22 protein-coding genes, 1 pseudogene and 1 riboswitch are annotated in these 25,901 nt (G+C 38.1%); of the genes and pseudogenes, 8 read left to right on the forward strand and 15 right to left on the reverse strand.

Going from position 1 to position 25,901, the window contains the following annotated elements:
* Positions 1 to 11 precede the first annotated feature (11 nt).
* Positions 12 to 1,348, forward strand: a protein-coding gene (locus ACNSTQ_RS10180) for an IS3 family transposase (protein ID WP_418199730.1) whose coding sequence is annotated in 2 segments (ribosomal slippage) — positions 12 to 399 and positions 399 to 1,348 — 1,338 coding nt in all. Because the reading frame shifts where the segments join, the coding sequence is not laid out codon by codon here.
* Between the two features lie 78 nt (positions 1,349 to 1,426).
* Here ACNSTQ_RS10180 and ACNSTQ_RS10185 read toward each other — a convergent pair.
* On the reverse strand, positions 1,427 to 1,573 hold the full coding sequence (locus ACNSTQ_RS10185) for a hypothetical protein (protein WP_418199731.1): 147 nt from the start codon (positions 1,571 to 1,573) through the stop codon (positions 1,427 to 1,429).
* Between ACNSTQ_RS10185 and ACNSTQ_RS10190 the strand changes: the two are divergent.
* Positions 1,556 to 1,954: pseudogene (locus ACNSTQ_RS10190) on the forward strand (metal-dependent hydrolase); the annotation flags it as partial. The gene ACNSTQ_RS10185 and the pseudogene ACNSTQ_RS10190 sit on opposite strands and share 18 nt — an antisense overlap.
* A gap of 123 nt (positions 1,955 to 2,077) precedes the next feature.
* Here the strand turns inward: ACNSTQ_RS10190 and ACNSTQ_RS10195 are convergent.
* Positions 2,078 to 3,169 carry a nitric oxide synthase oxygenase gene (locus tag ACNSTQ_RS10195; protein WP_418199732.1) on the reverse strand — a complete coding sequence of 364 codons (1,092 nt, stop codon included), beginning with the start codon at positions 3,167 to 3,169 and terminating at the stop codon, positions 2,078 to 2,080.
* 174 nt (positions 3,170 to 3,343) lie between these two features.
* Here ACNSTQ_RS10195 and ACNSTQ_RS10200 point away from each other — a divergent pair, with 174 nt between their 5' ends.
* Together ACNSTQ_RS10200 and ACNSTQ_RS10205 are read left to right on the forward strand one after the other, a co-directional pair.
* The gene (locus tag ACNSTQ_RS10200; protein WP_418199733.1) at positions 3,344 to 4,114 is read left to right on the forward strand and encodes an endonuclease/exonuclease/phosphatase family protein; all 771 of its coding nucleotides are present in this window, start codon (positions 3,344 to 3,346) and stop codon (positions 4,112 to 4,114) included.
* 166 nt (positions 4,115 to 4,280) lie between these two features.
* Positions 4,281 to 4,595 carry a DUF3817 domain-containing protein gene (locus ACNSTQ_RS10205; RefSeq protein ID WP_418199734.1) on the forward strand — a complete coding sequence of 105 codons (315 nt, stop codon included), beginning with the start codon at positions 4,281 to 4,283 and terminating at the stop codon, positions 4,593 to 4,595.
* 443 nt (positions 4,596 to 5,038) lie between these two features.
* Here the strand turns inward: ACNSTQ_RS10205 and ACNSTQ_RS10210 are convergent, their stop codons facing one another.
* The 3 genes from ACNSTQ_RS10210 to ACNSTQ_RS10220 form a co-directional block, all read right to left on the reverse strand.
* Positions 5,039 to 5,731 carry a pseudouridine synthase gene (locus ACNSTQ_RS10210; RefSeq protein WP_418199735.1) on the reverse strand — a complete coding sequence of 231 codons (693 nt, stop codon included), beginning with the start codon at positions 5,729 to 5,731 and terminating at the stop codon, positions 5,039 to 5,041.
* 129 nt (positions 5,732 to 5,860) lie between these two features.
* Positions 5,861 to 7,270, reverse strand: a complete 1,410-nt coding sequence (locus ACNSTQ_RS10215; protein ID WP_418199832.1) for an alanine/glycine:cation symporter family protein — start codon at positions 7,268 to 7,270, stop codon at positions 5,861 to 5,863.
* A gap of 445 nt (positions 7,271 to 7,715) precedes the next feature.
* The gene (locus ACNSTQ_RS10220; protein WP_418199736.1) at positions 7,716 to 9,047 is read right to left on the reverse strand and encodes a S8 family peptidase; all 1,332 of its coding nucleotides are present in this window, start codon (positions 9,045 to 9,047) and stop codon (positions 7,716 to 7,718) included.
* A 253-nt stretch (positions 9,048 to 9,300) separates the two neighbouring features.
* On the opposite strand from ACNSTQ_RS10220, the gene ACNSTQ_RS10225 reads away from it, so the two are divergent.
* Positions 9,301 to 10,119: a tyrosine-protein phosphatase gene (locus ACNSTQ_RS10225; RefSeq protein WP_418199737.1), complete on the forward strand. Its 819-nt coding sequence runs from the start codon at positions 9,301 to 9,303 to the stop codon at positions 10,117 to 10,119.
* 7 nt (positions 10,120 to 10,126) lie between these two features.
* Here the strand turns inward: ACNSTQ_RS10225 and ACNSTQ_RS10230 are convergent, their stop codons facing one another.
* On the reverse strand, positions 10,127 to 10,519 hold the full coding sequence (locus tag ACNSTQ_RS10230) for a hypothetical protein (RefSeq protein ID WP_418199738.1): 393 nt from the start codon (positions 10,517 to 10,519) through the stop codon (positions 10,127 to 10,129).
* 228 nt (positions 10,520 to 10,747) lie between these two features.
* On the opposite strand from ACNSTQ_RS10230, the gene ACNSTQ_RS10235 reads away from it, so the two are divergent.
* Positions 10,748 to 11,239 (forward strand): hypothetical protein, encoded by a 492-nt coding sequence (locus ACNSTQ_RS10235; RefSeq protein ID WP_418199739.1) that lies wholly within the window; start codon positions 10,748 to 10,750, stop codon positions 11,237 to 11,239.
* A 543-nt stretch (positions 11,240 to 11,782) separates the two neighbouring features.
* Here ACNSTQ_RS10235 and ald read toward each other — a convergent pair.
* The 4 genes from ald to ACNSTQ_RS10255 all read right to left on the reverse strand — a co-directional run bounded on the left by ald (position 11,783) and on the right by ACNSTQ_RS10255 (position 17,962).
* Positions 11,783 to 12,907 carry an alanine dehydrogenase gene (gene ald / locus ACNSTQ_RS10240; RefSeq protein WP_418199740.1) on the reverse strand — a complete coding sequence of 375 codons (1,125 nt, stop codon included), beginning with the start codon at positions 12,905 to 12,907 and terminating at the stop codon, positions 11,783 to 11,785.
* A 181-nt stretch (positions 12,908 to 13,088) separates the two neighbouring features.
* Positions 13,089 to 14,447 (reverse strand): aspartate aminotransferase family protein, encoded by a 1,359-nt coding sequence (locus ACNSTQ_RS10245; protein ID WP_418199741.1) that lies wholly within the window; start codon positions 14,445 to 14,447, stop codon positions 13,089 to 13,091.
* A 168-nt stretch (positions 14,448 to 14,615) separates the two neighbouring features.
* The gene (locus ACNSTQ_RS10250) at positions 14,616 to 16,082 is read right to left on the reverse strand and encodes a CoA-acylating methylmalonate-semialdehyde dehydrogenase (protein ID WP_418199742.1); all 1,467 of its coding nucleotides are present in this window, start codon (positions 16,080 to 16,082) and stop codon (positions 14,616 to 14,618) included.
* A 263-nt stretch (positions 16,083 to 16,345) separates the two neighbouring features.
* Positions 16,346 to 17,962: a PucR family transcriptional regulator gene (locus ACNSTQ_RS10255; protein WP_418199743.1), complete on the reverse strand. Its 1,617-nt coding sequence runs from the start codon at positions 17,960 to 17,962 to the stop codon at positions 16,346 to 16,348.
* Between the two features lie 524 nt (positions 17,963 to 18,486).
* Here ACNSTQ_RS10255 and ACNSTQ_RS10260 point away from each other — a divergent pair.
* Complete coding sequence (locus tag ACNSTQ_RS10260; protein ID WP_418199744.1) at positions 18,487 to 18,687, forward strand: cold-shock protein; 201 nt, start codon at positions 18,487 to 18,489, stop codon at positions 18,685 to 18,687.
* Positions 18,688 to 19,205: 518 nt separating this feature from the next.
* Here ACNSTQ_RS10260 and ACNSTQ_RS10265 read toward each other — a convergent pair.
* Positions 19,206 to 19,682 (reverse strand): CarD family transcriptional regulator, encoded by a 477-nt coding sequence (locus ACNSTQ_RS10265; RefSeq protein ID WP_418199745.1) that lies wholly within the window; start codon positions 19,680 to 19,682, stop codon positions 19,206 to 19,208.
* 351 nt (positions 19,683 to 20,033) lie between these two features.
* Positions 20,034 to 20,133: riboswitch (purine riboswitch) on the forward strand.
* An 81-nt stretch (positions 20,134 to 20,214) separates the two neighbouring features.
* Between ACNSTQ_RS10265 and guaC the strand changes: the two genes are divergently transcribed.
* Positions 20,215 to 21,198 carry a GMP reductase gene (gene guaC / locus ACNSTQ_RS10270; protein WP_418199746.1) on the forward strand — a complete coding sequence of 328 codons (984 nt, stop codon included), beginning with the start codon at positions 20,215 to 20,217 and terminating at the stop codon, positions 21,196 to 21,198.
* Between the two features lie 79 nt (positions 21,199 to 21,277).
* Here the strand turns inward: guaC and ACNSTQ_RS10275 are convergent, their stop codons facing one another.
* The 4 genes from ACNSTQ_RS10275 to preA form a co-directional block, all read right to left on the reverse strand.
* The gene (locus tag ACNSTQ_RS10275) at positions 21,278 to 21,511 is read right to left on the reverse strand and encodes a hypothetical protein (protein WP_418199747.1); all 234 of its coding nucleotides are present in this window, start codon (positions 21,509 to 21,511) and stop codon (positions 21,278 to 21,280) included.
* Positions 21,512 to 21,557: 46 nt separating this feature from the next.
* The gene (locus ACNSTQ_RS10280) at positions 21,558 to 23,015 is read right to left on the reverse strand and encodes an NCS1 family transporter (protein WP_418199833.1); all 1,458 of its coding nucleotides are present in this window, start codon (positions 23,013 to 23,015) and stop codon (positions 21,558 to 21,560) included.
* 153 nt (positions 23,016 to 23,168) lie between these two features.
* Entirely contained in the window at positions 23,169 to 24,584 is a 1,416-nt protein-coding gene (gene hydA, locus ACNSTQ_RS10285) for a dihydropyrimidinase (RefSeq protein WP_418199748.1), read from the reverse strand.
* A 21-nt stretch (positions 24,585 to 24,605) separates the two neighbouring features.
* Positions 24,606 to 25,892, reverse strand: coding sequence for an NAD-dependent dihydropyrimidine dehydrogenase subunit PreA (preA, locus tag ACNSTQ_RS10290; protein WP_418199749.1), 1,287 nt, complete (start codon positions 25,890 to 25,892; stop codon positions 24,606 to 24,608).
* Positions 25,893 to 25,901: the final 9 nt, after the last annotated feature.

The following is a 25,901-nucleotide window of genomic DNA, read 5'->3' on the forward strand; positions in this document are numbered from 1 at the left end:
GGAAGCACAAAATGAGTAAAAAGATATTTACAGAAAAAGAGAGATCCTTGTTATCAAAGAATCCGTATGTAAAATCTATTAGTTCCAAAGGAATAACATATACAAATGAATTCAAACGTCATTTTATCGCAGAAAATGAGAATGGCAAATTACCGAGAATGATTTTTGAAGAATGTGGATTTGATACAGAGATTGTCGGTATTGAACGAATAAAATCAGCCTCAAAACGTTGGCGTGCTGCCTATCAAGCGTGTGGAATAGATGGTTTAGAAGATACACGTAAAGGAAATTCAGGAAGACCACGTGAAGGGGAACTCTCTTTAGAGGAAAAGAACGCTCAACTTCAAGCTCAAATTAACCTACTGAAAGCCGAGAATGAATTGTTAAAAAAGCTCAATTTAGACGAAAAGAGGCTAAAGGGGAAGAAATAACCATTTCAGCTGAACAAAAGTTTCTATTGATTCGAACCATTATTGAAAAATATAAACTTAAAAATAAAGTTCGTTATTTGTGTGAGGTCTCAGGTATATCTCGTTCTGGCTTTTATAATTACTTTCATCCAACCTCAGAAAAACGTAGAAAAAAGCGAGAGGAAAAGGACAAACAGCTTAGGAACATCGTAATGAAGGCATATAAATTTAGAAGTCGTAAAAAAGGGGCTCGTCAAATTAAAATGACATTGGCAGGTCAATTTAAGGTTGTCTTCAACTTGAAACGTATTCGGAGAATTATGAAGAAGTACGGCATCATCTGCCCTATTAGAAAAGCAAATCCCTATAGGCGAATGATGAAAGCAACCAAAGAACACAGGGTCCTCCCAAATTTGTTACAACGGAACTTTAAACAAGATACACCTGGAAAGGTTCTTCTTATTGACATTACCTATTTATTCTATGGCAAAGGGAAAAAGGCCTATTTGTCAACTGTTAAAGATGGTTCAACCAACGAACTATTGGCTTATCACATTTCTGAACGTATGACCTTAGATATCGCAACAGATACACTTCTCAAGCTCAAGAATAACAGAAGAGTAAAGTTAGCTCCAAATGCGTTTATACATTCAGATCAAGGCGTCCATTACACTAGCCCTATCTTTCAAAAAATAATAAAGGGAATGGGGTTACTTCAATCCATGTCTAGACGTGGGAACTGTTGGGATAACGCACCACAAGAATCTTTCTTTGGTCACTTTAAAGATGAGACTTCTATTAAGCCATGCGAAACACTCGATGAGTTAAAAAAAGAAATTAAATCATACATGACATACTATAACCATTTTAGATACCAATGGAATATGAAAAAGATGACCCCTGTTCAATACAGAGATCATCTTCTTAAAACTGCTTAGGCTTTTTTAAATGTCCTTTACAAAGGGTACACTTTATATTATACTCGTGTCTTTTTCGTTCAACCATTCCTATGAGCATTAACTTTTCTCTAATTCATTCACCCGTTGCTTCCCTTTTTCCGTCACTGCTTGTTTTCTAACCATTGTCTTAATGTTGTCCACATGACGAAAGCGAAGTGCTAACCAATCCTCATCTACTGCTACCTTGTGGATTCGATTACTCATACCTTGTTTGGCTTAGCCATTTATGGTGGTGTAGATAAACGTGAATTGTCCAAACCGATGAAGCGAGCAACTCTTTTCACTGCTGTTGTCGGAAGTCACATTCCAGACATTGACGTTATTTCACAACTCTGGGATACTGAGGGGCAATATCAAATGTGGCACCGCGGAATTACCCACTCTCTATTTATGGTTCCAGTTTGGGCGCTTTTTTTAATAGCTGTTTGTTACTTGATTTGGGGAGTAAAAGATCGGCGTCTATTTTATCTTGGACTACTAGCTGTATTTATACATAATACTAGTGATATTTTTAATGCATGGGGAACTGGTTATCTTGAACCCTTCTCCTCTATCCGATTAACGTTTGGGACAATCCCTATTATATGACCCACGTTTTTATCGGAATGGACAACCTTTTTTGTTTGAATACATCGAAAAATAAAGCTGACTCTCCGTCTTCTTTATCCTAATATACATTAGGTGAAGAGGCACGAGTCAGCTTCTTATTTATTCATACCGTTTATCTTGATAAAAGTAATTAGGTGTCATCACTTCATTTTCATATGGTTTATGAAAGATATGAGTTGTCGCTGGAGAAACCGGTGGAATTAACCATGTCCAGTCCCCTGTTAATGAACGCCCGCAACGTTTTTCTTTGTCTTCAAAATGCTGAAATTGAGCCGCCGCTGTATGATGATCGACAATACTTACTCCTTGCTGTTTAAACGAATGAAGAACAGCTACATTTAACTCAACTAATGCTTTATCTTTCCATAATGTTGAAGCACGACTTGTGTCTAAGTCCATGATTGAAGCTATTTTCGGCAACATGTTATAGCGATATTCATCAGCTAAATTTCTAGCACCAATTTCTGTTCCCATATACCAGCCATTAAAAGGAGCTGCTGTATAGTGAATACCTCCAATTTCAAGTTTCATCTCAGAAACAATCGGAACAGCGTACCATTTTAACTGTAAGTCAGAAAATGTCTCTAATTCAGGATGAACAAGCGGAACTTCTAATACGATCTCCTTAGGTATCTCAAACCATTGCGGTTCACCCTTCTTCATTTGAATAACATACGGTAATACATCGAAATGGCTTCCTTCGCCTTTCCAGCCCATTTCTGTACAGAATTTTGTAAATGGAATTGATACCGGATCGCCGATCATTCCATATTCGGTTTCATAGCCAGCATAACGAATAAGTTGGTAGTTCCATATTCGCACCTGCTCTTCACCGTTAATCACCGGTTTGAACACGGTAATTGTCGGAAGGATCTTTCCTCCATTCGTTCCATATTCAATATGCTTATTTAAAGCACCGACTACTTTTTCAGCCGTATCGGCGTTCCTCTCATCTAGGACATGCAAGCTATCCCAAAACAGCCTTCCAATGCAGCGATTACTGTTTCTCCAAGCCAACCGTGCTCCGTGCTCCAGCTCTTCATATGTATGATCATAGTGCCCTGTTTTTTCTATTTCCGTCCTTACTTCTTCCAACCTCCCTTTAATTTGTTCTTCATTTTTTCCTAGCTCTCTGTAGCAGATATATATAAACTTTTCAGCTTCTTTCAACAAATCTTCTTTTGTTTGCAAAATTGCCCACCTCATTGTCAAAAATAACCTTCATTTTAGTATGACCGTATTAAACACCATTATTATAGCTGACATTCAGATATCAAGCCTATGATCTAAGACTATTTCACTAAAAAGACACAAGATGAATGTTCTGTTTGGATGTCTAAATCTCTCCGGTCTCGGCAAAGATAGTTGCTAAGTGAAAAGGGGGGAGTTCCATTTAAACTGAGAGTTTTATCTTTTAACATACGTCATGGTTTAGGTACGGATCGCCGTGTCGACTTACATAGAATTGCTAAGATTATCAAGCAAAGTGATGCTGATATTATCGGTCTGAATGAGGTTGATAAATCCTTTTCAAAACGAAGCCAGTTTATTGATCAAGCGAGTTGGTTAGCCGAACAATTGCAAATGGAATATGTATTTGCACCAGCTATTTCCATTCGATCTCGAAAAGTCGAACAACGGGAATACGGAAATGCATTATTCTCGAGGTTTCCTATTCAACAATCTAAAAGCCACATCGTTCGTCTCCGTCCTTTTCTATGTGAGCCACGGTCTATCATTGATGCTACAATTCAAATTAACCAAACCTTAGTCAAAACTTTAGTTACCCATTTCAGCCTGCATCCTTTATTACGTCGAAAACAAATAAAAAAAATTGTAGAGGAATCCACAGGTGAATTACCTACCTTATTAATGGGGGACTTGAATTGCAGGCCACATTCAAGAGATTACCGCGAAATCGCTAAATATTTTCATAATACGTGTGATAAGCGCATCCAAAAAGAACTCGGAACGTTTCCTTCACGGAGACCAAAAATTCAACTTGACTACATTTTTGTTAACGACAAGTTTGAAGTCATCTACTCTGACGTCATAACTACGTATAAAGAAGCCTCTGATCATTTACCGATAACCTCACTCGTTAAAATAAGAAATAATATACCGATCACTTTGTAGCTTCCTACTCTTCTCATTGACTGGAGATAGGAAGCTTTTACTATGCGAGAGCGCCATTTATTTTATACCGTTGAGTTTTCACTTCACAATATTGTTGTTTTTATGTGTTAGTGTTTATTGATATAATCACTATATAAAGCTTGTTTATCTCAAGAGGAGGTTCAACATGTTAGATACACCACTCAAATGGTTTCGAAATATTGGCTTTCTAGAAGGTTGGTCATATTTATTACTTCTAGGGTTAGCTATGCCTTTAAAATACATTGCAGATATCCCTCAATTCGTGACAGTCATTGGTGCTGCACACGGCGCTTTATTTGTTCTTTACTTAGGTATTGCGTTATACGTTACTGTAAAATATAAGTGGCCATTAACTCGCTTTATCGGGGCTTCAATTGCAGCAATGGTTCCTTTTGGTCCGTTTATATACGATGCCCGCATCTTAAAGCAGTACCAAATAGAAGTGAAAGAAAGTGTGTAAAAGACATTTACCATACTTGTTGTGAAAGATGAGAACCGCTAGCCCTCGCATTGAAGGCTAGCGGTTTTTTGGGTGGCTTACGCTGATTTCAGTTTGGAACTGGGGGATGAGCGATTTTCCCTTTTAGCTTCAGGTTAATTACTTGCTTTGGGGTAGGGTTATCTTTTGGAACTTTATCGTCTATAGGCGATATTTTTCCTTTTATTGCTATTTCATCGGCTATAGCCAATGTTCTTCCTTTTATTGTTATTTTGTCGGCTCTAGCCGATATTCTTTCTTTAATCGGCATTTTGTCAGCTGTAGCTGATATTCTTCCTTTTACTGTAATTTCCTTACTCTAAAGCTTCCTTTAGATCAGAATTCTTCCTTTTACTGTGCTTTCCTTACTCTAAAGCTTATAATTTTCTTCCTATATCTGCGCTGATAAACTTTGTGATCATGTCCTATAACGATGATAGTAATTCGTGGAGTTCACTGTCACTTAGTTCGCGCCACTCTCCCGCCCGGAGGGTTCCGATCTCAATATTCATAATACGTACCCGCTGCAGACGCTTCACTTTATAGCCAAATACTTTACTCATTCTTCTAATTTGCCGATTAAGCCCTTGGGTAAGTATGATCCGAAACGTATCCTCATTGATACGGGACACGTGGCATAATTTTGTTGTGGTCCCGAGAATTTCTACTCCATTTGACATACCATCTATAAATTCATCTGTAATTGGTTGATCGACCGTTACAATATATTCTTTCTCATGATTATTTTCAGAACGCATCATTTTATTTACAATATCTCCATCATCAGTGAGCAATATTAAACCTTCTGAAGCTTTTTCTAACCGTCCCACTGGAAAAATTCTCTTTGGATAATTTATGAATTTTATGATATTTCCTTCGACTAACGGTTGTGCGGTACATGTTATACCTACTGGTTTATTAAACACAATGTACGTCTTTTTATCATTTTCTTTCATCTTAATTTGTGTGCCGTCGATACGAACGATATCTGTTAGTTCGACTGTATCTCCATGCTCACAGATCCTATCATTAATCGTAATTCTCCTGGCAGTAATTAAACGATCCGTCTCCCTTCTTGAGCATACACCTGTTAAGCTAATAAATTTATTAATTCTCATTTTGTCTTCCTTTCTTAGCGTGAGAACTTAATTGGTATCCTATTAGATCATATAATAATATACGCAAAAAACTACAGCTTCATCTGAAACTGTAGTATTCTTCTCAACTATTTCATTAAGTCTTCCACATTAACTCGACATTTTGTCTTTATCTTTGTTATATTCATTTTCCCAATAATCCGCGTTTTTAATATTTAATTTCTTCGGATCAAATACTGGATCAAGACCTTGTTTCTTTTGCTCTTCATAATCTTTCAGTACTCGTAATGCAGGTTTCGCAAGAATAAGAATGGCGATTAAGTTTAACCAAACCATCAATCCTAAACCAACGTCCCCTAACGCCCAAGCAAGGTCCGCTTCACGAACAGCACCGAAGAATACCGCACCGAGTAAGATAACTTTTAACACAAACATGGCGACTTTCTTTCCTTTACCACGAATGAGATAAGCGACATTTGTTTCTGCCATATAGTAGTATGCCATAATCGTAGTAAATGCAAAGAAGAATAACGCTACTGCAACGAATGCTGCACCAAAACCAGGAATAACAGATTCAATTGCTGCTTGCGTATAACCTGCACCGGCAGGAACTTCACTAATGTAACTTACAATTGTGTTTCCAGCTCCATCTACAACGTTATACATTCCTGTAAAAAGGATCATGAATGCTGTTGCGGAACAAACGAGTAATGTATCAATATATACTGAGAACGATTGAACTAAACCTTGTTTGGCAGGGTGAGAAACTTCCGCAGCTGCTGCCGCATGTGGACCCGTTCCTTGACCTGCTTCGTTTGAATAAATACCACGTTTAACGCCCCATGCAATCGCTAAACCAATAATTCCACCAAAGGCAGCATCTGCACCAAAGGCACTACTAATAATTAAAGATATAACTGCCGGTAATTCTGTAATGTTTGCACCGATAATTACGAAAGCAAGTAAGATATAGGCAACAGCCATAAAAGGAACAACTAGCTGTGCTACATTTGCAATCCTTTTAACCCCACCAAAAATGATAACACCGATAATAGCAATTAATATTGAAGCCGTAACATAAGGGTTAATTGAAAAAGCATTATCAACAGCTATTGCAATTGAATTCGATTGAATTCCTGGCATTAATAGACTCATAGCAAGAAGAGTAGCTATCGCAAAAATGACTGCGTACCACTTCCAGCCAATACCTTTTTCAATATAGTAAGCTGGTCCCCCGCGATATAAACCATCTTGTTTCTCTTTATAAACTTGAGCTAAAGTTGACTCAATAAATGCACTCGATGCTCCGATAAAAGCAATCGTCCACATCCAAAATACTGCACCAGGTCCCCCAAATGCTATAGCAGTTGCTGTACCTGCGATGTTACCTGTTCCAACCCTTCCTGATAGTGCGATTGACATCGCTTGAAACGATGATACCCCAGCAGCTGAACTTTTCCCTCTAAACATTAAAGTGACCATATCTTTAATGTGCCTTACTTGTAAGAAGCGAGTAAGGATGGAGAATAGTAACCCTACTCCCAAACAAAAGTAGATCATCGGATTACTCCACAAAATACCATTAAGCCAGTTTACCAAACTTTCCAAGTAAATCCCTCCTCTTATTCCAGTATAATTTTTTGAACTTTTTTTATATTCGAATTATAAGCTAAAAATTTCCTTGTTGCAATATGCTAAAACGTTAATTTGTTAGTTTACTAAAGTATTATGGTAAAAAAAACTTACATAATGCAAGCAACTAAAAAATGGTTTTGAACTAGAGTATTTTAGTATACGATCTTTGACAATACTAATTTATTGTTTCCCCAACCAAAATAGACCCAAGTAAAAATAAAAAAAAATGGTACCAGGCACCTTTAGTGAACTAAAGGTGCCTGGTACCATAAAAATACGACATCATAAAGTGACACTATAAAAATTCCATGATGTAAGTGGGAATATAATTAACTTCAGTAATGAATTCGCAGGTGATACTATTTATATTTTACCGAATAGAGTTTTCTGCATTGATATAACCAGCGCCGTAAATATAAACTTCAGGTTCCTCCAGATTGTTCCAAAGATCTGTACCTTCTTTTAGTCTTTCTTTAACTTGATTAGGAGTTAGTGTAGGATCATGTTCTAACATTAATGCGACAATCCCCGCACATATTGGTGTCGCCATGGATGTGCCTGATAGAGTAATATAATTCAAACCTACCCGATTCCCTTTTTGTAGTTTATCTATGAATGATTTCGGTGATCGAAGCGAAACGATATTTACACCTGGAGCTAAAATATCAGGTTTTCTCTCCCCATATACGGTTGGTCCCCTGCTAGAAAAACTAGCAACATCGTCATCTTCTCTTTCCACCGTGTCTCTGTCATCTAATGCACCAACTGTAATTACTTGCTGACTGACGCCAGGACTTGCAATAGTCTCAAATTCTGGTCCGCTGTTCCCAGCAGCGACACAGACAACAATCCCTGAATCCCACGCTTGGTTTACAATTCGCACCATAGGATCCTCATTCTCATTTTCATATCGTAGCGCAGGTGACCCTAAAGACAAGTTGATGACATCGATTTTATTCTCAGGATTACTCTCGTTGTAATGAATGCAATATTCTACTCCTTGCATTACCGTTTCTAATGAGCCAGACCCTAGTTTATTTAACACTTTTATCCCTACCAAATTTGCTTTTGGTGCGGGCCCTCTATACTTTCCTTCAGAAGCAGATCCATCTCCTAGCGCATCACCCGCACAATGAGTTCCATGTCCATTATCATCATATGGTTCTGATCTTTGATTAATAAAATCTACAAAATCAACAATTCTACCCGAAAGATCTGCATGAGGATAAACTCCCGTATCAATAACAGCTACCGTTACACCTTCCCCGGTAAGATTAGTTCCATTTCTTACAACTTCCCGTGCATTAGATGCAGTAACAGCTGTATCTAGTAGAGCATGAACTTCACGGTTTAAATAAATTTTTCTCACTTGGCTGGATGTTGTTAATACCTTCTCTAAAGCGGTAGGTGTCATTTGGGCACTACAACATGATACACTAGTAAACTCATGTCGAACTTTACATCCAAAATGGTTGCTAAAGATTTGCCGGACTTGGTCATATCCCTCTTCATAACATCCTTCTTCAAACTCAATAATGACTGAGAATCTTTTCGTTCTTTTTATAAAACCTTCGAACATTTTATGAAGAAAACAAGGTGTCCACTTAAATGGCTTGTATTGGTTTAACACTCTTTCCCGCAATGGTTTGTCTAATTTATGAGCATGGGTCCGTACAAGTTGCACCATAGAGTATCCAAACAATTCAATTCCTCCTTTACACATATGTAATACTCTATGAGATTTTTAAAAGAGTTGATTTGGTCAATGTCCATACTCATAAAAATTATGCGAGAAACTAACACACGATTATTTGGTCATTTGATTAATTTCAGAATAATCTGTTAAACTAAAAGGAGATTTTTTGTAGAAACTGTACGTTCAACCTAGATAAAATTGAATAAACAATCTCAATATTATAGGAGCCGTTTAAAAAATAGGTAGAGGAGTTAATTCCATGAGTAAACTAAAGTTTTCTTCACAATACGAAGGTGAAAAAGATGTGCGGGATGTTTCCTTAGAAGGAGCAATAAATTTCCGTGATTTAGGCGGATATCCGACCGTTGATGGACGAAAAGTAAAATGGGGCCGATTTTTTAGATCCGCAGCTCTAAGTGACCTGACAGATAATGATATTTTTCATATTCAAAAGCTAGGAATTAAAAGAATTTGTGACCTCCGACGTACGAATGAAACGAGAGCACAGCCAAACCCTGTCATTCCAGGGATTGATAACGTTCACCTACCGATCATTCCGGAGAATAAAGAAAAAGAACAAGTAAAGCAAATCGGAGAACTATCTTTACACGGGAAACAAATCAACTTAGGTGAGCCAGGTGAAATGCTGTTACGTTTAAATCGTGTGATTGCTCATCGAACGGATGCTTACACTCAATTTTTAAGGATGGTATTTGAAGAAGAACACGTCCCTTTAGTTTTTCATTGTGTTGCTGGAAAAGACCGGACAGGAGTTTGTAGCTCAGTTATTTTAATGACTTTAGGTGTTCCCGAAGAAATCGTAATTGAAGATTTTATGTACACTAATAAATACCTTGATCAGTTGAGGCAAAAAGTTTTCACTAAGAAATTTATAGAAAAAACGAAGGATGTTGATCCGAAAGCTATTGATGCTTTATTAGAAGCCAGACCTGATTACTTAAAAGCGTTCTTAAAAGAAATAAACGATCATTATGGTTCTTTCGATACGTACTTGTATGAAAATCTCGGCATTAGTAAAAATGATCGTAAAGACTTTCAAAGCCGATACTTACAGTAGGCGTTGCTTACTCGGTATGAAAAGTTAAACTTCTCTCTTTTCTAAGAGCATAGACTAATAATATAATTCCCGCCACAACGAGAATGGGTTCAATAATATCTGCTTCAGGACCATACGTTAAACGATGCAACCTAAAAAACCAATGAAATACAACGATATCAAAACTTGCAAAAAATCCTGAAGCAGCGAGAACCCCATGAAAAAAAGAAAGGGAGAATACTTTTCTACAAATAATAAAAAACAGGATTGTCCCTGCCCCTCCAAAAGCCAAAGCGCCAAGACGCTCTACAGTTGTGGTAGCCGTCATTTCGAAAGCATGTACATGCTGCGTGTGAAACAGCCAATCTGTATATAAAAAACCTACAAATATACCAATAAAAAAACCTATCTTTCTCTTCAAAACAATAGCCACCTTTTTCTCAGTTAATAGTACTAATATTCTCTTAACTAATAGGTTTTATACCAAAAGTATAATAAATGTATAGATTAGTAGCCGCTTCTTCTTTCGTTATTTTTCTTGAACAAGTTATGTATGAACTAGGAATTTCTCCTTAACCTATTGTAAAATAACATGGAAACGCTTCAAGACAAAGACACACATATAAAGACCTACTGGAGGATTTAATTTGTGATGGAAGAAAACGAACACAGCACTAATGACTATACTTATCTATACGGTTTCCGCTCTAGAAAGTACTATAAGCTTTTTATTACCGAAAACGGTATTTGTGGGGCTGTAATCGCAGGGACGATTCCGGATGCCATTATGGCTGATATAATGCTACCTCGAAATCCTGCTGGCTTTTTCCTTGAACCGGTTTACAACAAAAAAATCTTAAAACGTCATGATAAGGAAGATGAACTAAATCCAACAATTATTGATAATTTACATTTTCTAAAATTAGATAAGAAGAATTTTTTTTGGGCAAAAGAGGGAATTCAACAAGTGAGGATCCAAACGAAGATGCATAATTTTACGTGGCCTGCAAAGAATTCAGGGACGATTACTTTTGTTTTACCTAAAAAGAAGAAGAAAACATTTATTATGTACCCTGTGCAGGATGTAGAGAATTTGATTGAGAGTCTAAAAAAAATAGTTAGTAATGTGAAAGTCATATAATTGAAGCTTAGCTTTAAATCGTGTTACTAATATTACTGCTTAAAGGATCGAGGAGAAATAATTAAATAGCTACAAAAGAGAGGTTCATATCACTTTTACATTAGCACCTCTCTTTTTATTGCAATACGAGCATTTATCCTTTATCCTGCTTTAATTCGCAATTGCATTTTCTAAGAAATGCATGCGTCATGTGAACAATTGATACAGTCATGCTAACCAATAACTTGCTCAGTTTTAACAAAATGCTGATGACTCAAAGGGCTGAGTTTCCTAATCATCCTCGCTAATAGTGAAAACGGACTCTGAGGCCGTTATTTGTGTTAAGATCAATGTTTTCTAAAGTTTAACGGACTCAGAAGCCCTTATTGCCTAAAAAAACAATCTTTTGCACATAAGATGCGACAAATAAGGTCCTCTCAGTCCTCTAACAATGAAAAAGCGAGAGAATTTAAGGAAATAAGGTCCTGTGAGTCCGCAAAAAAGATTAGCCATCTTAATTGAAATCTATAAAACTGTCTTGTTAACGACCTGTTTTTCCATGTACTACACTTCTTGGGTTTCAAGTACTTCATAAATGCACTTATGAGGTAGGTTGTGCGCTTTCGCTACCCCTTCATAAACGACCGAACCATTCATAATATTTAGCCCTTTGAGTAAGGCTGGATTCTCTATACATGCTTTCCTATACCCTTTATTAGCTATTTGGATTGCATAAGGCACGGTGACATTCGTAAGGCCTATTGTTGATGTCCTTGGTACCGCTCCTGGCATGTTTCCGACCGCATAATGCACAACACCATGTTTTGTATAGGTCGGATTCGCATGTGTTGTTACTCGATCAACCGTTTCAAAGATACCACCTTGATCAATCGCAACATCCACAATGACTGTACCTTCTTCCATTAAGCGAACAGTTTCCTCAGTAACCAGCTTCGGTGCTTTAGCTCCAGGGATCAAGACAGCACCAATTATCAAATCCGCCTCACAACAAGCATCACTAATGGTTTGGGGGTTCGACATTAACGTTTGAATCGACGTTCCGAAGATATCATCTAATTCACGCAAACGACTTGGATTTACATCGATAATGGAAACTTCAGCGCCTAAGCCGATTGCAATTTTTGCAGCATTTGTTCCAACAACTCCCCCACCTATAATTGTTACTTTACCTCGTTTCACTCCAGGAATGCCGCCGAGTAAAATGCCCTTGCCACCTTTTGTTTTTTCCAGAAATTGCGCACCGATTTGCGTTGCCATTCTTCCTGCGACTTCGCTCATCGGTGTCAAAAGCGGTAAGCTCCCATCGACGAATTGTACCGTTTCATACGAAATGGCTACGACATTTTTTTCTATAAGAGCTTTTGTTAATTCGCGTTCTGCCGCTAGATGTAAATACGTAAATAAAACAAGCCCCTCATAAAAATAACGATATTCTTCTCGTAACGGCTCCTTCACTTTCATAACCATTTCACAGGCCCAGGCCTCTTCAGTGGTTACGATAACAGCACCAGCTTCAGTATACAGTTCATCGTAGAAACCAGACCCAAGGCCAGCACACGTTTCTATAAAAACCTCATGACCTTCTTTTACTAAGTTCAACACCCCTCCTGGAGTTAAAGCAACACGGTTTTCATTATTTTTAATCTCCTTTGGCACACCAATCCGCACAACAACGAACCCCCTTCTTTAAATGGTAGCAGGTACCTTTAGTGGACTAAAGGTACCTGCTACCATATTTATTTCACCTTTATAACCTTTTTTCTCACTCAACCTTTATACTCAGCCATAACAGCTTTTTGCACTTTGCTTCATACTAGTGTCCATTCACTGATTACTAGATTTATACTTATTAATCTTTTAATTCATTCAGCGCTTCTTTCAGCGTTTGAACTAAGAAGGCTAGGTCCTCTTCTTCTGTATTTAATGGTGGCGCGATCGTTAGTACATTATTAAAGCCAGCTACAGTAGCGCCATTTTTACCAATAATAACGCCCTTTTGTTTACAAGAAGCGATGACTTTATTGACAATACTTACATCAATTGGAGTCTTCGTCGCTTTATCGGCAACGAGTTCGATCCCGATGAGAAGACCCCTTCCTCGTACATCTCCAACATAAGGATGGTTTTGAAGAAGGTTTTGGAGATCATTTTTCAGTCGTTCTCCTAACCGCTTCGACCGATCAAATAAGTTTTCTTTTTCCATAATTTCTAGGTTTTTAAGAGCTAGTGCACAAGCAGCAGGGCTACCGCCGAATGTATTTACATGTCTAAAGTAGTCATACTGCTCCGAACCTTTAAACGCTTCGTATATTTCACGTTTCACAGCTGTCGCTGATAACGGCAAGTAGGCACTTGTAATCCCTTTTGCCATCGTTATAATATCTGGCTTTACACCGTAATTCATAAATCCAAATGGTTCACCCGTACGGCCGAAACCACAAATCACCTCATCAACAATCATTAAAGCCCCATGCTTTTCACATATTTCCTTAACAGCAGACATATACCCATCAGGCGGGACGAGTACACCGCCTCCTGTAATGATTGGCTCCATAATGACTCCAGCGATCGTTTCACTTAATTCCCACGTCATCGTACGGTCGATTGCTTGAACCGCCTCTAATTCCGCAGGAGGGCAATCAGGAGCATCATTTGAACGGTATAAGTCCGGTGGAGGAACGTGGATAAACCCAGGTGCTAACGGTTCATATCTATACTTTCTTTCAGCCTGCCCAGTCGCAGCAAGTGCACCCATTGAATTCCCGTGATACGCACGATATCTTGAAATAAATTTATATCGGTTCGTATCACCTTTTTGTTGGTGATACTGTCTTGCTATTTTAAATGCCGTTTCATTCGCTTCCGAACCACTATTCGAGAAGAAAATAACGTACTCATCTCCGAGCCATTCATTTAATTTTTCGCCTAGTTTAATCGCAGGTAAATGACTTTGTGTCAGTGGAAAATACGCTAACTCTTTTAATTGCTCATACGCCGCCTCAGCTAATTCGGTACGTCCGTACCCTACATTGACACACCATAAACCAGACATGGCATCTAAATATCTATTCCCATCATGGTCAGTCACCCAAGCTCCTTTTGCTTTTGTCACCACCATTGTTCCATCTGGATTATATGGCTTCATTGAATGCCAAATGTATTTTTCATCTTTTTCTAGCGCTTTACTATTTTCATTTGTACTGAGCATTGTCCTTCCTCCTTCCTCCTCTAAAAACATTTTTGAACGTCCAACTGCAAGGGTTGTAGGGTTTACCATTCATTCCTTATATTTTCTAACATTAGAAAATAGTTGGCTTCCACCTCAATAATGACGGCGAAAGCCCTGTCTATTTTACTAACTGTCAAAATGCTTTATTTAAAAATCATATCTAGATGTAATCATTTTCTTACGCGTAAAGAAATTAACACCGTCTTTTCCATTGACATGGAGGTCACCGTAGAACGAATCTTTCCAACCTGAGAATGGGAAGAAAGCCATTGTTGCTGGTACACCTACGTTAATACCAAGCATTCCTGCATCAGCCTCTTCACGGAATTTACGAACGGCTTTTGCATCCTTCGTATAGATGGTCGCCCCATTTCCGTAACGAGACTTACGAATGTATTCTAATCCTCCATCTAAATCTTCTGCACGCAGCATACTAATAACAGGTGCAAAGATTTCCTCTTTCGCAATTACCATTTCTGGTGTTACATGATCAAAAATTGTTGGTCCTAAGAAGTTTCCGTCCTTCATTTCATCCATTTCTTTTCGACCGTCACGGATTAAAGATGCTCCTTCTTCAACCCCTTTTGAGATATAATCTAATACTTTCGCACGATGGGAGTCCCGAATGACTGGTGTTAAAAGAACTTCATCATCTAATCCGTTACCAATGATTAACTCATCAGCCCTTGCCTTTAATTCCCTTACAAATGCCTCTCCATCACCGACAACAACGACAGCACTACAAGCCATACAACGTTGCCCAGCACTGCCATAAGCAGATGCAACAATATGTGTAACTGCCTTTTCTACGTCAGCATCCGGCATAACAATATGGTGGTTTTTCGCACCAGAAAGCGCTTGAACTCGTTTACCATTTGCGGCCGCACGCTCATAGACATATTTTGCAACTGGCTGTGAGCCAACAAAGGAAATCGCTTTAACTTCTTCATGATCAAGTAAGCCATTGACGACATCATGGGCACCATGAACAACATTTAGTACACCCGCTGGAGCACCTGCTTGTGTAAACAATTCAGCTAGTCGACTAGCTAACATCGGCGTTCTTTCAGATGGCTTAAGAACGAATGTATTTCCACAAGCAATGGCTAACGGGAACATCCATAATGGCACCATCATCGGGAAATTAAATGGAGTAATTCCACCAATGACACCTAATGGGTAACGGAACATTTCGGAGTCGATGTCCTCCGCAATACCTGATAATGTTTCACCCATCATGAGTGTTGGGGCACCTGCTGCAAATTCCACACATTCAATTCCACGTTGTACTTCACCATGTGCTTCCTTAAACGCTTTCCCATTTTCTTGAACGATTAACTTCGCTAATTCATCATGATTATCGGAAAGGAGCGTGTGAAATTTAAATAAAATACGAGCCCGTTTCGGTACAGGTGTGTTTTTCCACGTACGAAAAGCTTCACTTGCTGCTTGCACCGCTTGATCGACATCTTCTTTTGTCGAAACGGGAACTGTCGCTAACACCTCTCCCGTGGCTGGATTCGGTACTTCTAATAAGTTTGTACTGTTTGATTCTACCCACTGACCGTTAATGTAATTTTTTAATACATTTGTTTGATTTTTTATCACTGTCATAGTCGTTCCTCCTATTATTTTCTGATTTTTCAAATATCTAATCCTTGTAATCATTATCTCTCATTTTGTAAGGGCCTTCATTAGACACAATGTAAAATATCTAGATAAGATAATTCCACAAAATGAACAGTGCCAGGTACCTTTAATGCGCTGTTGCGCTAAAGGTACCTGGCACTGGGTGTTTTACAGTGTTTTACAGTGTTTTACAGTGTTTTACAGTGTTTTACAGTATTTTACAGTGTTTTACAGTGTTTTACAGTCTTTTACATCTCGTGAGCGGCGGTTGGGTTGTCATTTTCGGTCATGTTTAAGTAGTCGTAGGCCAGTAACATAAATTCGATGGCAAGCCTCTTTTCTGAATGCATAAAGTCCGGGCCTAGAAGCGTTTCTAACTTTTCGATCCGATGATACATCGTTTGTCTGACTACAAAAAGCTTTTTCGCTGTTTCTTGTTTTGAACCGTTACATGCTAGATAGGCTTTCAATGTTTCTATTAGCTTACCATTATATTTTCTATCGTATTCCATGACAGGCTGCAAATACTCCATCACGATTTCTTGAAGGTCACTGTGCCTATTAATGAGTGATAGTATTCGGTACAAATGCAAGTCATCGTAGAAATAACTCTTACCTTCTTGTGATAATTTATCTTGTAGTCGTAATGTCTCTTTTGCCGTTTTATAGCTTATATGTATATCACTTAGCTGCTTGACAAACTTACCTACACCAAAGGAAATCGAAGCTACTTTTAACTTTTTAGAATAATCGGCTGTATTCAACCGCTTAAATCCATCTGTCATTCTAGCCTTCCATGTTTTGGGTGTCCGTTTATTTCCTAATATAAATACGATATGATGTCTAATTTCAATAGAAAAAACATAAAACCCTTGTTGCTCGAAAATTGTGCGGAATAAAAGTTTAAAGTATGTTCCATCTAAAGTAGATGTCTGACTCGTTAAATTTAATTTACACGTGCATACAATCCCCCCATTTAACTTTAAGCCAGGCTCTACATACGTTAAATGCTCCTTAATTCCCTCATTACTGTGATGACCTTCTAACCAATCCGTCATCCACTCCGCTTCTTTCATTCTTCGCTTTTCTTCTACATATAAATCTCGTAACAGATATTGAGCAAGTGCGGTCGTCGTTCGATCGAGAATAAGCAAATCAAATTCATTAATCTCTCTCTGATCTGTAACGATAACCAATTCAGCAAACTGATGACCTAAGATTTGTACGGGCTGACGACCAATTGAAGCAACAAGGGGGTCCTGTTGTTCTGCCTCAATTTTTTCTAATACGTTTCGTCTTTCACTCGCTGATAATTGGGGAATAAAAATCATATCTTCATTAAAAAACGTAACAACTTGGACATCTAAAAACGACTGGAAAAACGTTAGGATTTCTTCATAGTGTTCAATTTCGAGTAATTGTTTATTTAACGTTTGGGAGTAACTCTCTAGATCAGAAATCATTTGATATTGTTGATTGATAAGCAGTGAATGAATATCTTGAGTGATTTGTACGAATGCTACTTCTTGGTGAAAAAGAATAATTGGAAACTGATGTTTATTAGCAATTTCAATAATTTCTTGAGGAATGTTTGAGGTGTGTGTTCCTAATTCAATACATAAACCGGAAGCGTTACTTTCAATTAATTGCTTGAGAAACGAAATAAATAAAGCTTTATTTTCTTTCCAGCCTAAACCAGTGGTAAGAATTAGCTCATGACCATTTAATAACTTTCGAATATTGACCACTTCAACAACATGAACCCATTTTACATTTCGGTGTAAACCATCTGCTCCAGCGATCACTTCGGTGTTATCAAAGTGCTTTCTTTGTAAGATTTCATTAATGGTTATATATGATTTCATTGCCTCACTTCCTTTTCACCATCTACCTAATAACATAAGAATATAGTTATCAACTATTTCTATTTGTATGTCAGAATTCCCTTTATTTTCAGACAAAACAAACAAAAAGTATGGTAGATTTTCTATCCATACTTGAACAATTGTTAGTGAAATAGCACGTGTATCACAACTCCTCCTGTCCCTCTCGACATTTCGTTAATGCAAAATTCTAACCTATGACTTCTTTTGCTTTACGTTTATAAAGAAGGTGGTGTTGAATATTTCCATTCCCACGGTTTATCTAATATAGACTGGTCATTAAAAGTTATTTGTTTGTATTGCATGATTGCTTTTCTTTTTCTTTGTGAGATTTTTACTATTTTAGTTGAATTCCAATCATTTGCAATTTTTCCTGTTTCCTGCTATGATAAAGAAGTTATTTTTGTTCGGTGTAAAGAATAGTATGAATATCGACTTTTCGTCTTGATGATACTTTGGGCAAGGATAGTAAAAAATGTGTGGTAACGCACTAGGAGGCAACAAATATGGAAAAAGGTACAGTAAAATGGTTTAATGCAGAAAAAGGTTTTGGTTTTATCGAACGTGAAAATGGAGACGATGTATTCGTACACTTCTCTGCTATCCAAAGTGAAGGCTTCAAATCATTAGACGAAGGTCAAAAAGTAACGTTTGACGTTGAGCAAGGTGCTCGTGGAGCTCAAGCTGCTAACGTTCAAGCTGCTTAATCTTAAATCGTTTATACAAACAGGCTCTTTATATAGGGCCTGTTTTTTTGTGCGACAGGCAGTCGCACATTGTCATGACGCTAATGTGAAATTGTACGCATTGCCCTTCATCCAAGGATTTAAAATCATCACCAGTAACCTTTACTATTGTTATGTAAATAAAATAAGGCTGTTTTCGTAAACTTTGTTGCTATTGGACCGTAACCAAGCTTTGGCTTGGTTACGGTCCAATAGCTAAAAGCAACACTCTTTTAGAAAAGAGCCTAAAATAAAAAATGGTTTCCTGGCCCGGAAACCATTTTTATAGTTGACCCTATGGTGTTACCCATTCGTTTTGTTATTTGATGGAAATTCAAACGTTCGTAAAAGAAATTTTAATAATGAAAACGGAATAGATTGTAGAAATAAAAAAAGAGGTTAATGCTCTAAAGGTGAGTTGAAGAAGTTGAATGTCTTTGAAAGAATTTACTTTTAATAATAAACTTTCGGGAGATGTAATACATTGTCTTAAGTTAAGCTTAATAGAAACTCTTTATTTGATTTTCAGTAATCCCTTTAATTAACTCGAGTTCACTAATCAAAAATTCATGTGCGTTATCTAACATCTTTTTTTCGCTTGTATTCAGTGCTTTTTCTTTCTTCATACGCATTAAATCACGTACAACTTCAGCACAATCTTGTATTTTACCCGTTTTTATTTTGTCCATGTTCACTTTATACCTTTGTTTCCACGGCAGCAATCTATCTGATTCTCCATGCTGAAAAATGTGTATGATCTGTTTTAATGCATTTATGTCAGTAACAGGGCGTATACATGAACTCAATATTTTACCCGTAGGAATCATGACTTGCATATTACTGATTAACATTTTTATGACATAATACTGTTGTTTGTCCCCTGAGATTTCCTTTTCTTCTATGGCTTTAATTATACCTGCTCCGTGCATTGAATAAACAATGTTATCACCAATTTGAAACAAATAACCCACCTCCATAAATGGTAACTTTCTTAATCATATCATGCATATTGTTTTTTATCAAATTTTTAATAATATCATAAATTTATTTTAGTTGTCAACTACTATTTCTTCAGAAATTAGAAAAAGCAAAAACAATAGGCACTGTGTCGCATTACCAACAAAATGAAGGTTTAATTTTCCCCCGTATATTCTGTAAACTCTACTAACTTAAATATTCTTAATCTATATAAAACCTTCCTGCGCAAATAACACAAAAAGCAACATTTTTAATACTAACGTATAAGTCCCTTTAATTTTTATAGATAAAATACGAACAATGAGTATTTACATATAATAAAAGTTCGGTTATAATCGTTTTTGTGTTTAAGTAAAATATTAATCATCATTCGTATATTCTTAGAAATATGGTCTAAGAGTTTCTACTAGGAGCCTTAAATTCCTAACTACGAATGGGTGGATTCCTCTACCCATTTATAGTTAGGATTTTTTTTGCCTTTTAGATTTAGACGAACATTATCTAAAAATTTATCTTTTGGGAGTGTAGATCATGGAAAATGTATTTGATTATGAAGATATTCAGTTAATCCCTAATAAATGTGTTGTTAACAGCCGTTTGGAGTGTGATACCACTGTAACACTAGGAGGTCGTGAGTTTAAACTTCCTGTTGTGCCTGCTAATATGCAAACTATTATTGATGAAAACATAGCCCTTTATCTTGCTGAAAATAATTATTTTTATATTATGCATCGCTTTGAGCCGGAAAAACGGTTGTCATTTGTGAAGGAAATGCAGGCAAAAGGCCTTTACGCTTCTATTAGTGTTGGAGTGAAAGATGAAGAATATCAATTTATTGAAGAGCTGACAGAGGCAAATCTTACCCCTGAATTCATTACGATTGACATTGCACATGGTCATTCAAATGCGGTCATTAACATGATTCAGCATATTAAAAAGCACCTACCTGAGAGCTTTGTCATTGCTGGTAATGTCGGGACTCCTGAAGCTGTACGTGAACTTGAGTATGCTGGTGCCGATGCGACAAAGGTTGGGATTGGTCCTGGGAAAGTATGTATTACAAAAATTAAAACAGGATTTGGGACTGGAGGATGGCAGCTGGCAGCACTTCGTTGGTGTGCAAAGGCAGCAAGTAAACCGGTTATTGCTGATGGTGGCATACGAACACACGGGGATATCGCCAAGTCCATTCGTTTCGGTGCATCGATGGTCATGATTGGCTCTCTATTTGCCGGGCATGAAGAATCACCAGGAGAAACGATTGAAATTGATGGAAAGGTAGTGAAAGAATATTTCGGTTCTGCTTCTGAATTCCAAAAAGGAGAAAAGAAGAACGTAGAAGGTAAAAAAATGTACGTGGAGCATAAGGGTTCCTTACAAGATACGTTAACTGAAATGGAGCAAGATCTGCAATCTTCTATCTCATACGCTGGCGGAACTACGCTAGATTCCATTCGCCACGTAGATTATGTCATTGTGAAAAACTCTATTTTTAATGGGGATAAGGTATATTAAGGTTTTACCAAAGAAAGCTTCTTTTATAGGGAAAATGAAAAGACCATCAAATTAACAACAATTTGATGGTCTTTTTTTATTACGTCGTTTGGTTTTGCTGGATAATGATTGAACTAAAATATTTTCTCGCATCAGCGGTTAAGATGTGCAGTCTTTCGATTGGACTTTTATGACCGGATGGATCCGGCCTTTTTAACTCAAACTCGACAAATGCCCCGCTTAAGTTTTCCGTTACCCCTTTAATTGCATAACCTTGTTCTAGTAAAAAATCAATTTTCTCTCTTTCAGCAATAAATTGTTGATATTCGGCCATGGTCGTCTCCTTTCTTTCTTTCTTTCTTTACTACTCTTTCAAACTTTTATGGTGCAACTTTTTTTACTTCTTCGTTTCCTTCACTAATTTCCCAATCTCGACCTACTGTAATGCCTAAATATTTCTCATCACTTGGGTCTTCAATCTCTGCTTGTTTGTACTTCACAAACCACCAGTACTTCGCAAGGAAATAATAGGATACTAACCCAACAGCAAATCCAACAATAAACGAGTAGTTGGCTAAAAAGTAAGCTGCAGTCCCTCCCAAGATCCAGGCAATGTAACCAGCCGCATTAAAACCTCCTGCGTAACTATATTGGCCATCTTCCTTATATAAGTCAGGGACATTCACGCGACGTTTACGAAGAAGATAATAATCAGCTACTAAAATACCTACGATCGCCGACAATATTCCACCGACAATAAGTAAGGCTGGAATGATAATGCCAAACAAACTCCAAGGCTGTACTAAAGAGCCAATCACCCCTGCAGCTACTACACCTGCCCAAAACGGAACTCTTGGTCCTCCAACATTAGAAAAAATAGTCGCAGCTGGAATTAAGTTAGCCGATATATTTGTCGACCATTGTGCAAACACAATCATAAGCAATAGTACACCTAATACCAATCCACTTGCTGCTTGTTGAAGGGCAACGACTGGGTCATAGTTAGCAACGGCAATATAAGACACCGCTCCGATAACAACCATGAACGTCTGCACGATCGGTAATGCAATTAAGCTACCTGCAATTTGCGATTTATTACGTTTAAACCAATTTCTTTCAAGTTTCGGTCCTTTTATAAAACGAGAAATCGACGGCATATCTGCAGCAAGTGTACCCCAGAAGCCCATGTTACTCATAATAACAATCATAAATGCAGTAATAGCTGCTCCTCCTGTTACTGGACTTTCCACCCAAGCCCACACATTACGGCCTTCTGCTAACGCTTGATCCGATAACGTTAAATACATCCAACCTGAAATAATAATAATAATCGGTGCGGCTAAGTCAGCAAAACGCTCAACAGCTTTAATACCTAAAGCAGTATTAATCACTTGGAGTGTTGCAAAGATCAAGAAACAGACGAACCAATTATCAAAGCCAAATAAAACGAATAGGATTCCATTCATCGCGGTTGAACCGAAATACGTATTAATCCCAAACCAACACGCTGCAACAAAACCACGTATCATAGATGGTATATGAGTACCGATTGTACCAAATGGAGCCCTCATATAAACAGGGAACGATAATCCATGTTCCACCCCAATGTCACCCGTCAATGTCATACATAGACCAATCGCTATACTTCCAATAATCGTTGCTAGAACTACCCAACCTAGCGAGAGACTTTGCACACCTGAACCACCAATGGCAAAGGCTGCAAGAACAACAGCCATTCCAACCCAAATGAACGCGAACCCAACCGATCCAATCTTCTTTCCACTATGTGGAATTGGTAACAAATCTGGAGACTTTAGATGACTTTGCTTTTCCTTCATCATATCACCCTACCTCTTATTATTTTCTAAATATTCAGTTAAATAATGACAGATCGACGTTGGGCCTCTTACCGTGTTTATTAGAGCAATTGCTCGACCGAAGAACTCTTGGTCAAGCAATTGTTATTTGGGATAATGATTCGTAAGGATATATTAATTACTCACCTTATCAGTTATATTTACAGCTGATGAATTATATCTTGCTCTTTTTAAATACTGACCCTGCCCTGCTTTACCTACAAATTGCTTCTCACGAATAACAAACTCACCGCGAGATAAGACAGATACAGGTTCACCTGTTATTTTCATTCCTTCAAACGGGTTATAATCAACAGCCATATGATGCGTCTGGGCAGAGATCGTTCTCTCGACATTCGGGTCAAAGATGACAATATCAGCATCTGCTCCAACAGCAATCGTCCCTTTTTGTGGATACAATCCAAACAGCTTCGCATTTCTAGTTGCTACAATATCAACAAATTGGTTTATGTTTATGCGGCCTTTTTTGACACCTTCAGAAAATAGAATACTGACGCGATCTTCTATAATAGGGCCGCCATTAGGGATTTTAGAAAAGTCTCCTTTTCCTAAATCTTTTTGACCGTTGAAGTCAAAAGAACATTGATCAGATCCTAATGTTTGAAGATCCCCGTTCTTTAAAGCATTCCATAAAACATCTTGATGCCACTTTTCTCGGAGCGGCGGTGACCATACGTATTTTGCTCCCTCAAAGTCTGGTTTTTCCAAATGCGTTTGATCAAGTACTAAGTACTGAGGACATGTTTCACCCCATACATCATACCCTTTCCTTCTTGCTTCCGCGATCTTCTCAACGGCTTCGGCACACGAAACGTGAACAACGTATAATTGAGAGTTTGCCAACCCTGTTAATTGAGCAGCTCTTCCCGTCGCTTCTCCTTCCACTTCTGGCGGACGTGTTAATGCATGATAGATTGGATCCGTATTTCCTTGTTCTAGCGCTTCGTTTACTAGATATTCAATAACATCACCATTTTCAGCATGAACCATGACTAGCCCGCCAAGTTCTTTTGCCGCAAGTAATGTCCGGAATAACGTACCATCATCCGCTTGGAATACATTTTTATAAGCCATAAACACTTTAAATGAAGTGATTCCTTCTTCATCCATAACGACTGGGAGCTCATCTAAAACATCATCATTAATTTCACCAATCATCAGGTGAAAGCTATAATCGATAACAGCTTTATCCTTGGATTTTGCATGCCATGTTTGAATCGCATTTTTCATTGACTCGCCTTTATTGGTTAAGCAAAAGTCAATGACCGTTGTCGTACCGCCGAATGCTGCAGCCATTGTTCCTGTTTCAAAATCATCCTTAGAAACCGTTCCGCCAAACGGCATTTCAAGATGGGTATGAGGGTCAATGCCACCAGGAAAAACATAAGAACCTTTTGCATCAATAACTTCTGCGCCACCTACTGGAAAATCTTGACCAATTGCAGCGATCTTTCCATTTTCAATAAGTAAGTCAGCTTGATACGTATCTGCAGCTGTTACAATGATTCCATTTTTAATAATTTTCTTCATTCGTTTTCCCCCTAATTCTCATTACTTAATACTATCTACTTCACAACTTTGAACTGAGCCAATCGCAGCCTGTCGTTCGTTCCACGTCATCGGTGGATGTTCACTCCTTAATTCAACCATGTCAATTGCTCCATCTACTGGACAAACGATCGAACACAAGTTACAGCCAACACAATCTTCTTCACGAACTTGTAAAAAGTCATTCCCATGGCCGTCCTTTAACATATCGATACATTGATGGGATGTATCCTCACAAGCAATATGACATTTATTACAATTAATACAAACATCATTATTGATTTTGGCAACTACTTTATAATTGAGATCAAGGTTACCCCAATCTGAATACCGCTCTACTGACTTTCCGATAATTCCATCTAAGGAAGCGATTCCTCTTTCATCTAGATAATTGGATAGACCTTCAATCATATCTTCGACGATACGGAACCCGTGGTGCATCGCTGCTGTACAAATTTGAACACCTGTTGCACCCATCAGTAAAAATTCAACCGTATCTCTCCAATTCGAGATGCCACCAATCCCTGAAATTGGAACGTTAATACGAGGGTTGCGTGCACATTCAGCGACCATGTTAAGTGCGATTGGTTTGACTGCAGGTCCACAATATCCACCATGAGCACCCTTACCTGCTACATGTGGTATCGTATTCCAACTATCAATATCGACACCAGCCAGACTGTTGATCGTATTAATCATACTAATTGCATCCGCTCCGCCTTGTACGGCTGATTCAGCTGTAACTGTGATATCCGTAATATTCGGTGTCAGCTTTACAATGACAGGTGTTTGTGCGACTTCTTTCACCCAGTAGGTCTGCTTTTCGACTAGTTCAGGAACTTGACCTGAAGCGGCACCCATTCCCCGCTCAGCCATTCCGTGTGGACAGCCAAAGTTAAGCTCCAGTCCATCAACACCAACATCCTCCACTCGTTTTACGATCTCATGCCACTTTTCTTGCTTCGGTTCAACCATTAATGATGCAATGATCGCGTGATTAGGAAATCTCTTTTTCGTTTCATAGATTTCTTTTAAATTAACTTCAAGCGGGCGGTCTGTAATCAGCTCGATATTATTGAACCCCGCAACCTTTTGGCCATTAAAACTGACAGCGGCAAAGCGCGAGGAAACGTTTAAGATAGGATCACCTAACGTTTTCCAAACCGCTCCGCCCCACCCCGCTTCAAATGCTCGTTGAACTTGGTAGCCTGAATTGGTCGGAGGAGCTGAAGCAAGCCAAAATGGATTCGGCGACTTTATTCCTGCAAGATCTATTCGTAAATCAGCCATAGACAAATC

Origin of the sequence: Alkalihalobacterium sp. APHAB7, assembly GCF_048323755.1 — a bacterium.
GTDB lineage: Bacteria > Bacillota > Bacilli > Bacillales > Bacillaceae_F > Alkalihalobacterium.

Excerpts from the sequence above, each read along its gene's own strand:
- ACNSTQ_RS10280 (WP_418199833.1), bottom strand. The coding sequence starts at position 23,015 with ATGAAGGAAAAGCAAAGTCATCTAAAGTCTCCAGATTTGTTACCAATT.
- guaC (WP_418199746.1), top strand. The coding sequence starts at position 20,215 with ATGGAAAATGTATTTGATTATGAAGATATTCAGTTAATCCCTAATAAA.
- ACNSTQ_RS10250 (WP_418199742.1), bottom strand. The coding sequence starts at position 16,082 with ATGACAGTGATAAAAAATCAAACAAATGTATTAAAAAATTACATTAAC.
- ACNSTQ_RS10275 (WP_418199747.1), bottom strand. The coding sequence starts at position 21,511 with ATGGCCGAATATCAACAATTTATTGCTGAAAGAGAGAAAATTGATTTT.
- ACNSTQ_RS10245 (WP_418199741.1), bottom strand. The coding sequence starts at position 14,447 with ATGCTCAGTACAAATGAAAATAGTAAAGCGCTAGAAAAAGATGAAAAA.
- ACNSTQ_RS10265 (WP_418199745.1), bottom strand. The coding sequence starts at position 19,682 with ATGGAGGTGGGTTATTTGTTTCAAATTGGTGATAACATTGTTTATTCA.
- ACNSTQ_RS10185 (WP_418199731.1), bottom strand. The coding sequence starts at position 1,573 with ATGAGTAATCGAATCCACAAGGTAGCAGTAGATGAGGATTGGTTAGCA.
- ACNSTQ_RS10210 (WP_418199735.1), bottom strand. The coding sequence starts at position 5,731 with ATGAGAATTAATAAATTTATTAGCTTAACAGGTGTATGCTCAAGAAGG.
- ACNSTQ_RS10260 (WP_418199744.1), top strand. The coding sequence starts at position 18,487 with ATGGAAAAAGGTACAGTAAAATGGTTTAATGCAGAAAAAGGTTTTGGT.
- ACNSTQ_RS10205 (WP_418199734.1), top strand. The coding sequence starts at position 4,281 with ATGTTAGATACACCACTCAAATGGTTTCGAAATATTGGCTTTCTAGAA.
- preA (WP_418199749.1), bottom strand. The coding sequence starts at position 25,892 with ATGGCTGATTTACGAATAGATCTTGCAGGAATAAAGTCGCCGAATCCA.
- ACNSTQ_RS10255 (WP_418199743.1), bottom strand. The coding sequence starts at position 17,962 with ATGAAATCATATATAACCATTAATGAAATCTTACAAAGAAAGCACTTT.
- ACNSTQ_RS10225 (WP_418199737.1), top strand. The coding sequence starts at position 9,301 with ATGAGTAAACTAAAGTTTTCTTCACAATACGAAGGTGAAAAAGATGTG.
- ACNSTQ_RS10215 (WP_418199832.1), bottom strand. The coding sequence starts at position 7,270 with ATGATCTACTTTTGTTTGGGAGTAGGGTTACTATTCTCCATCCTTACT.
- hydA (WP_418199748.1), bottom strand. The coding sequence starts at position 24,584 with ATGAAGAAAATTATTAAAAATGGAATCATTGTAACAGCTGCAGATACG.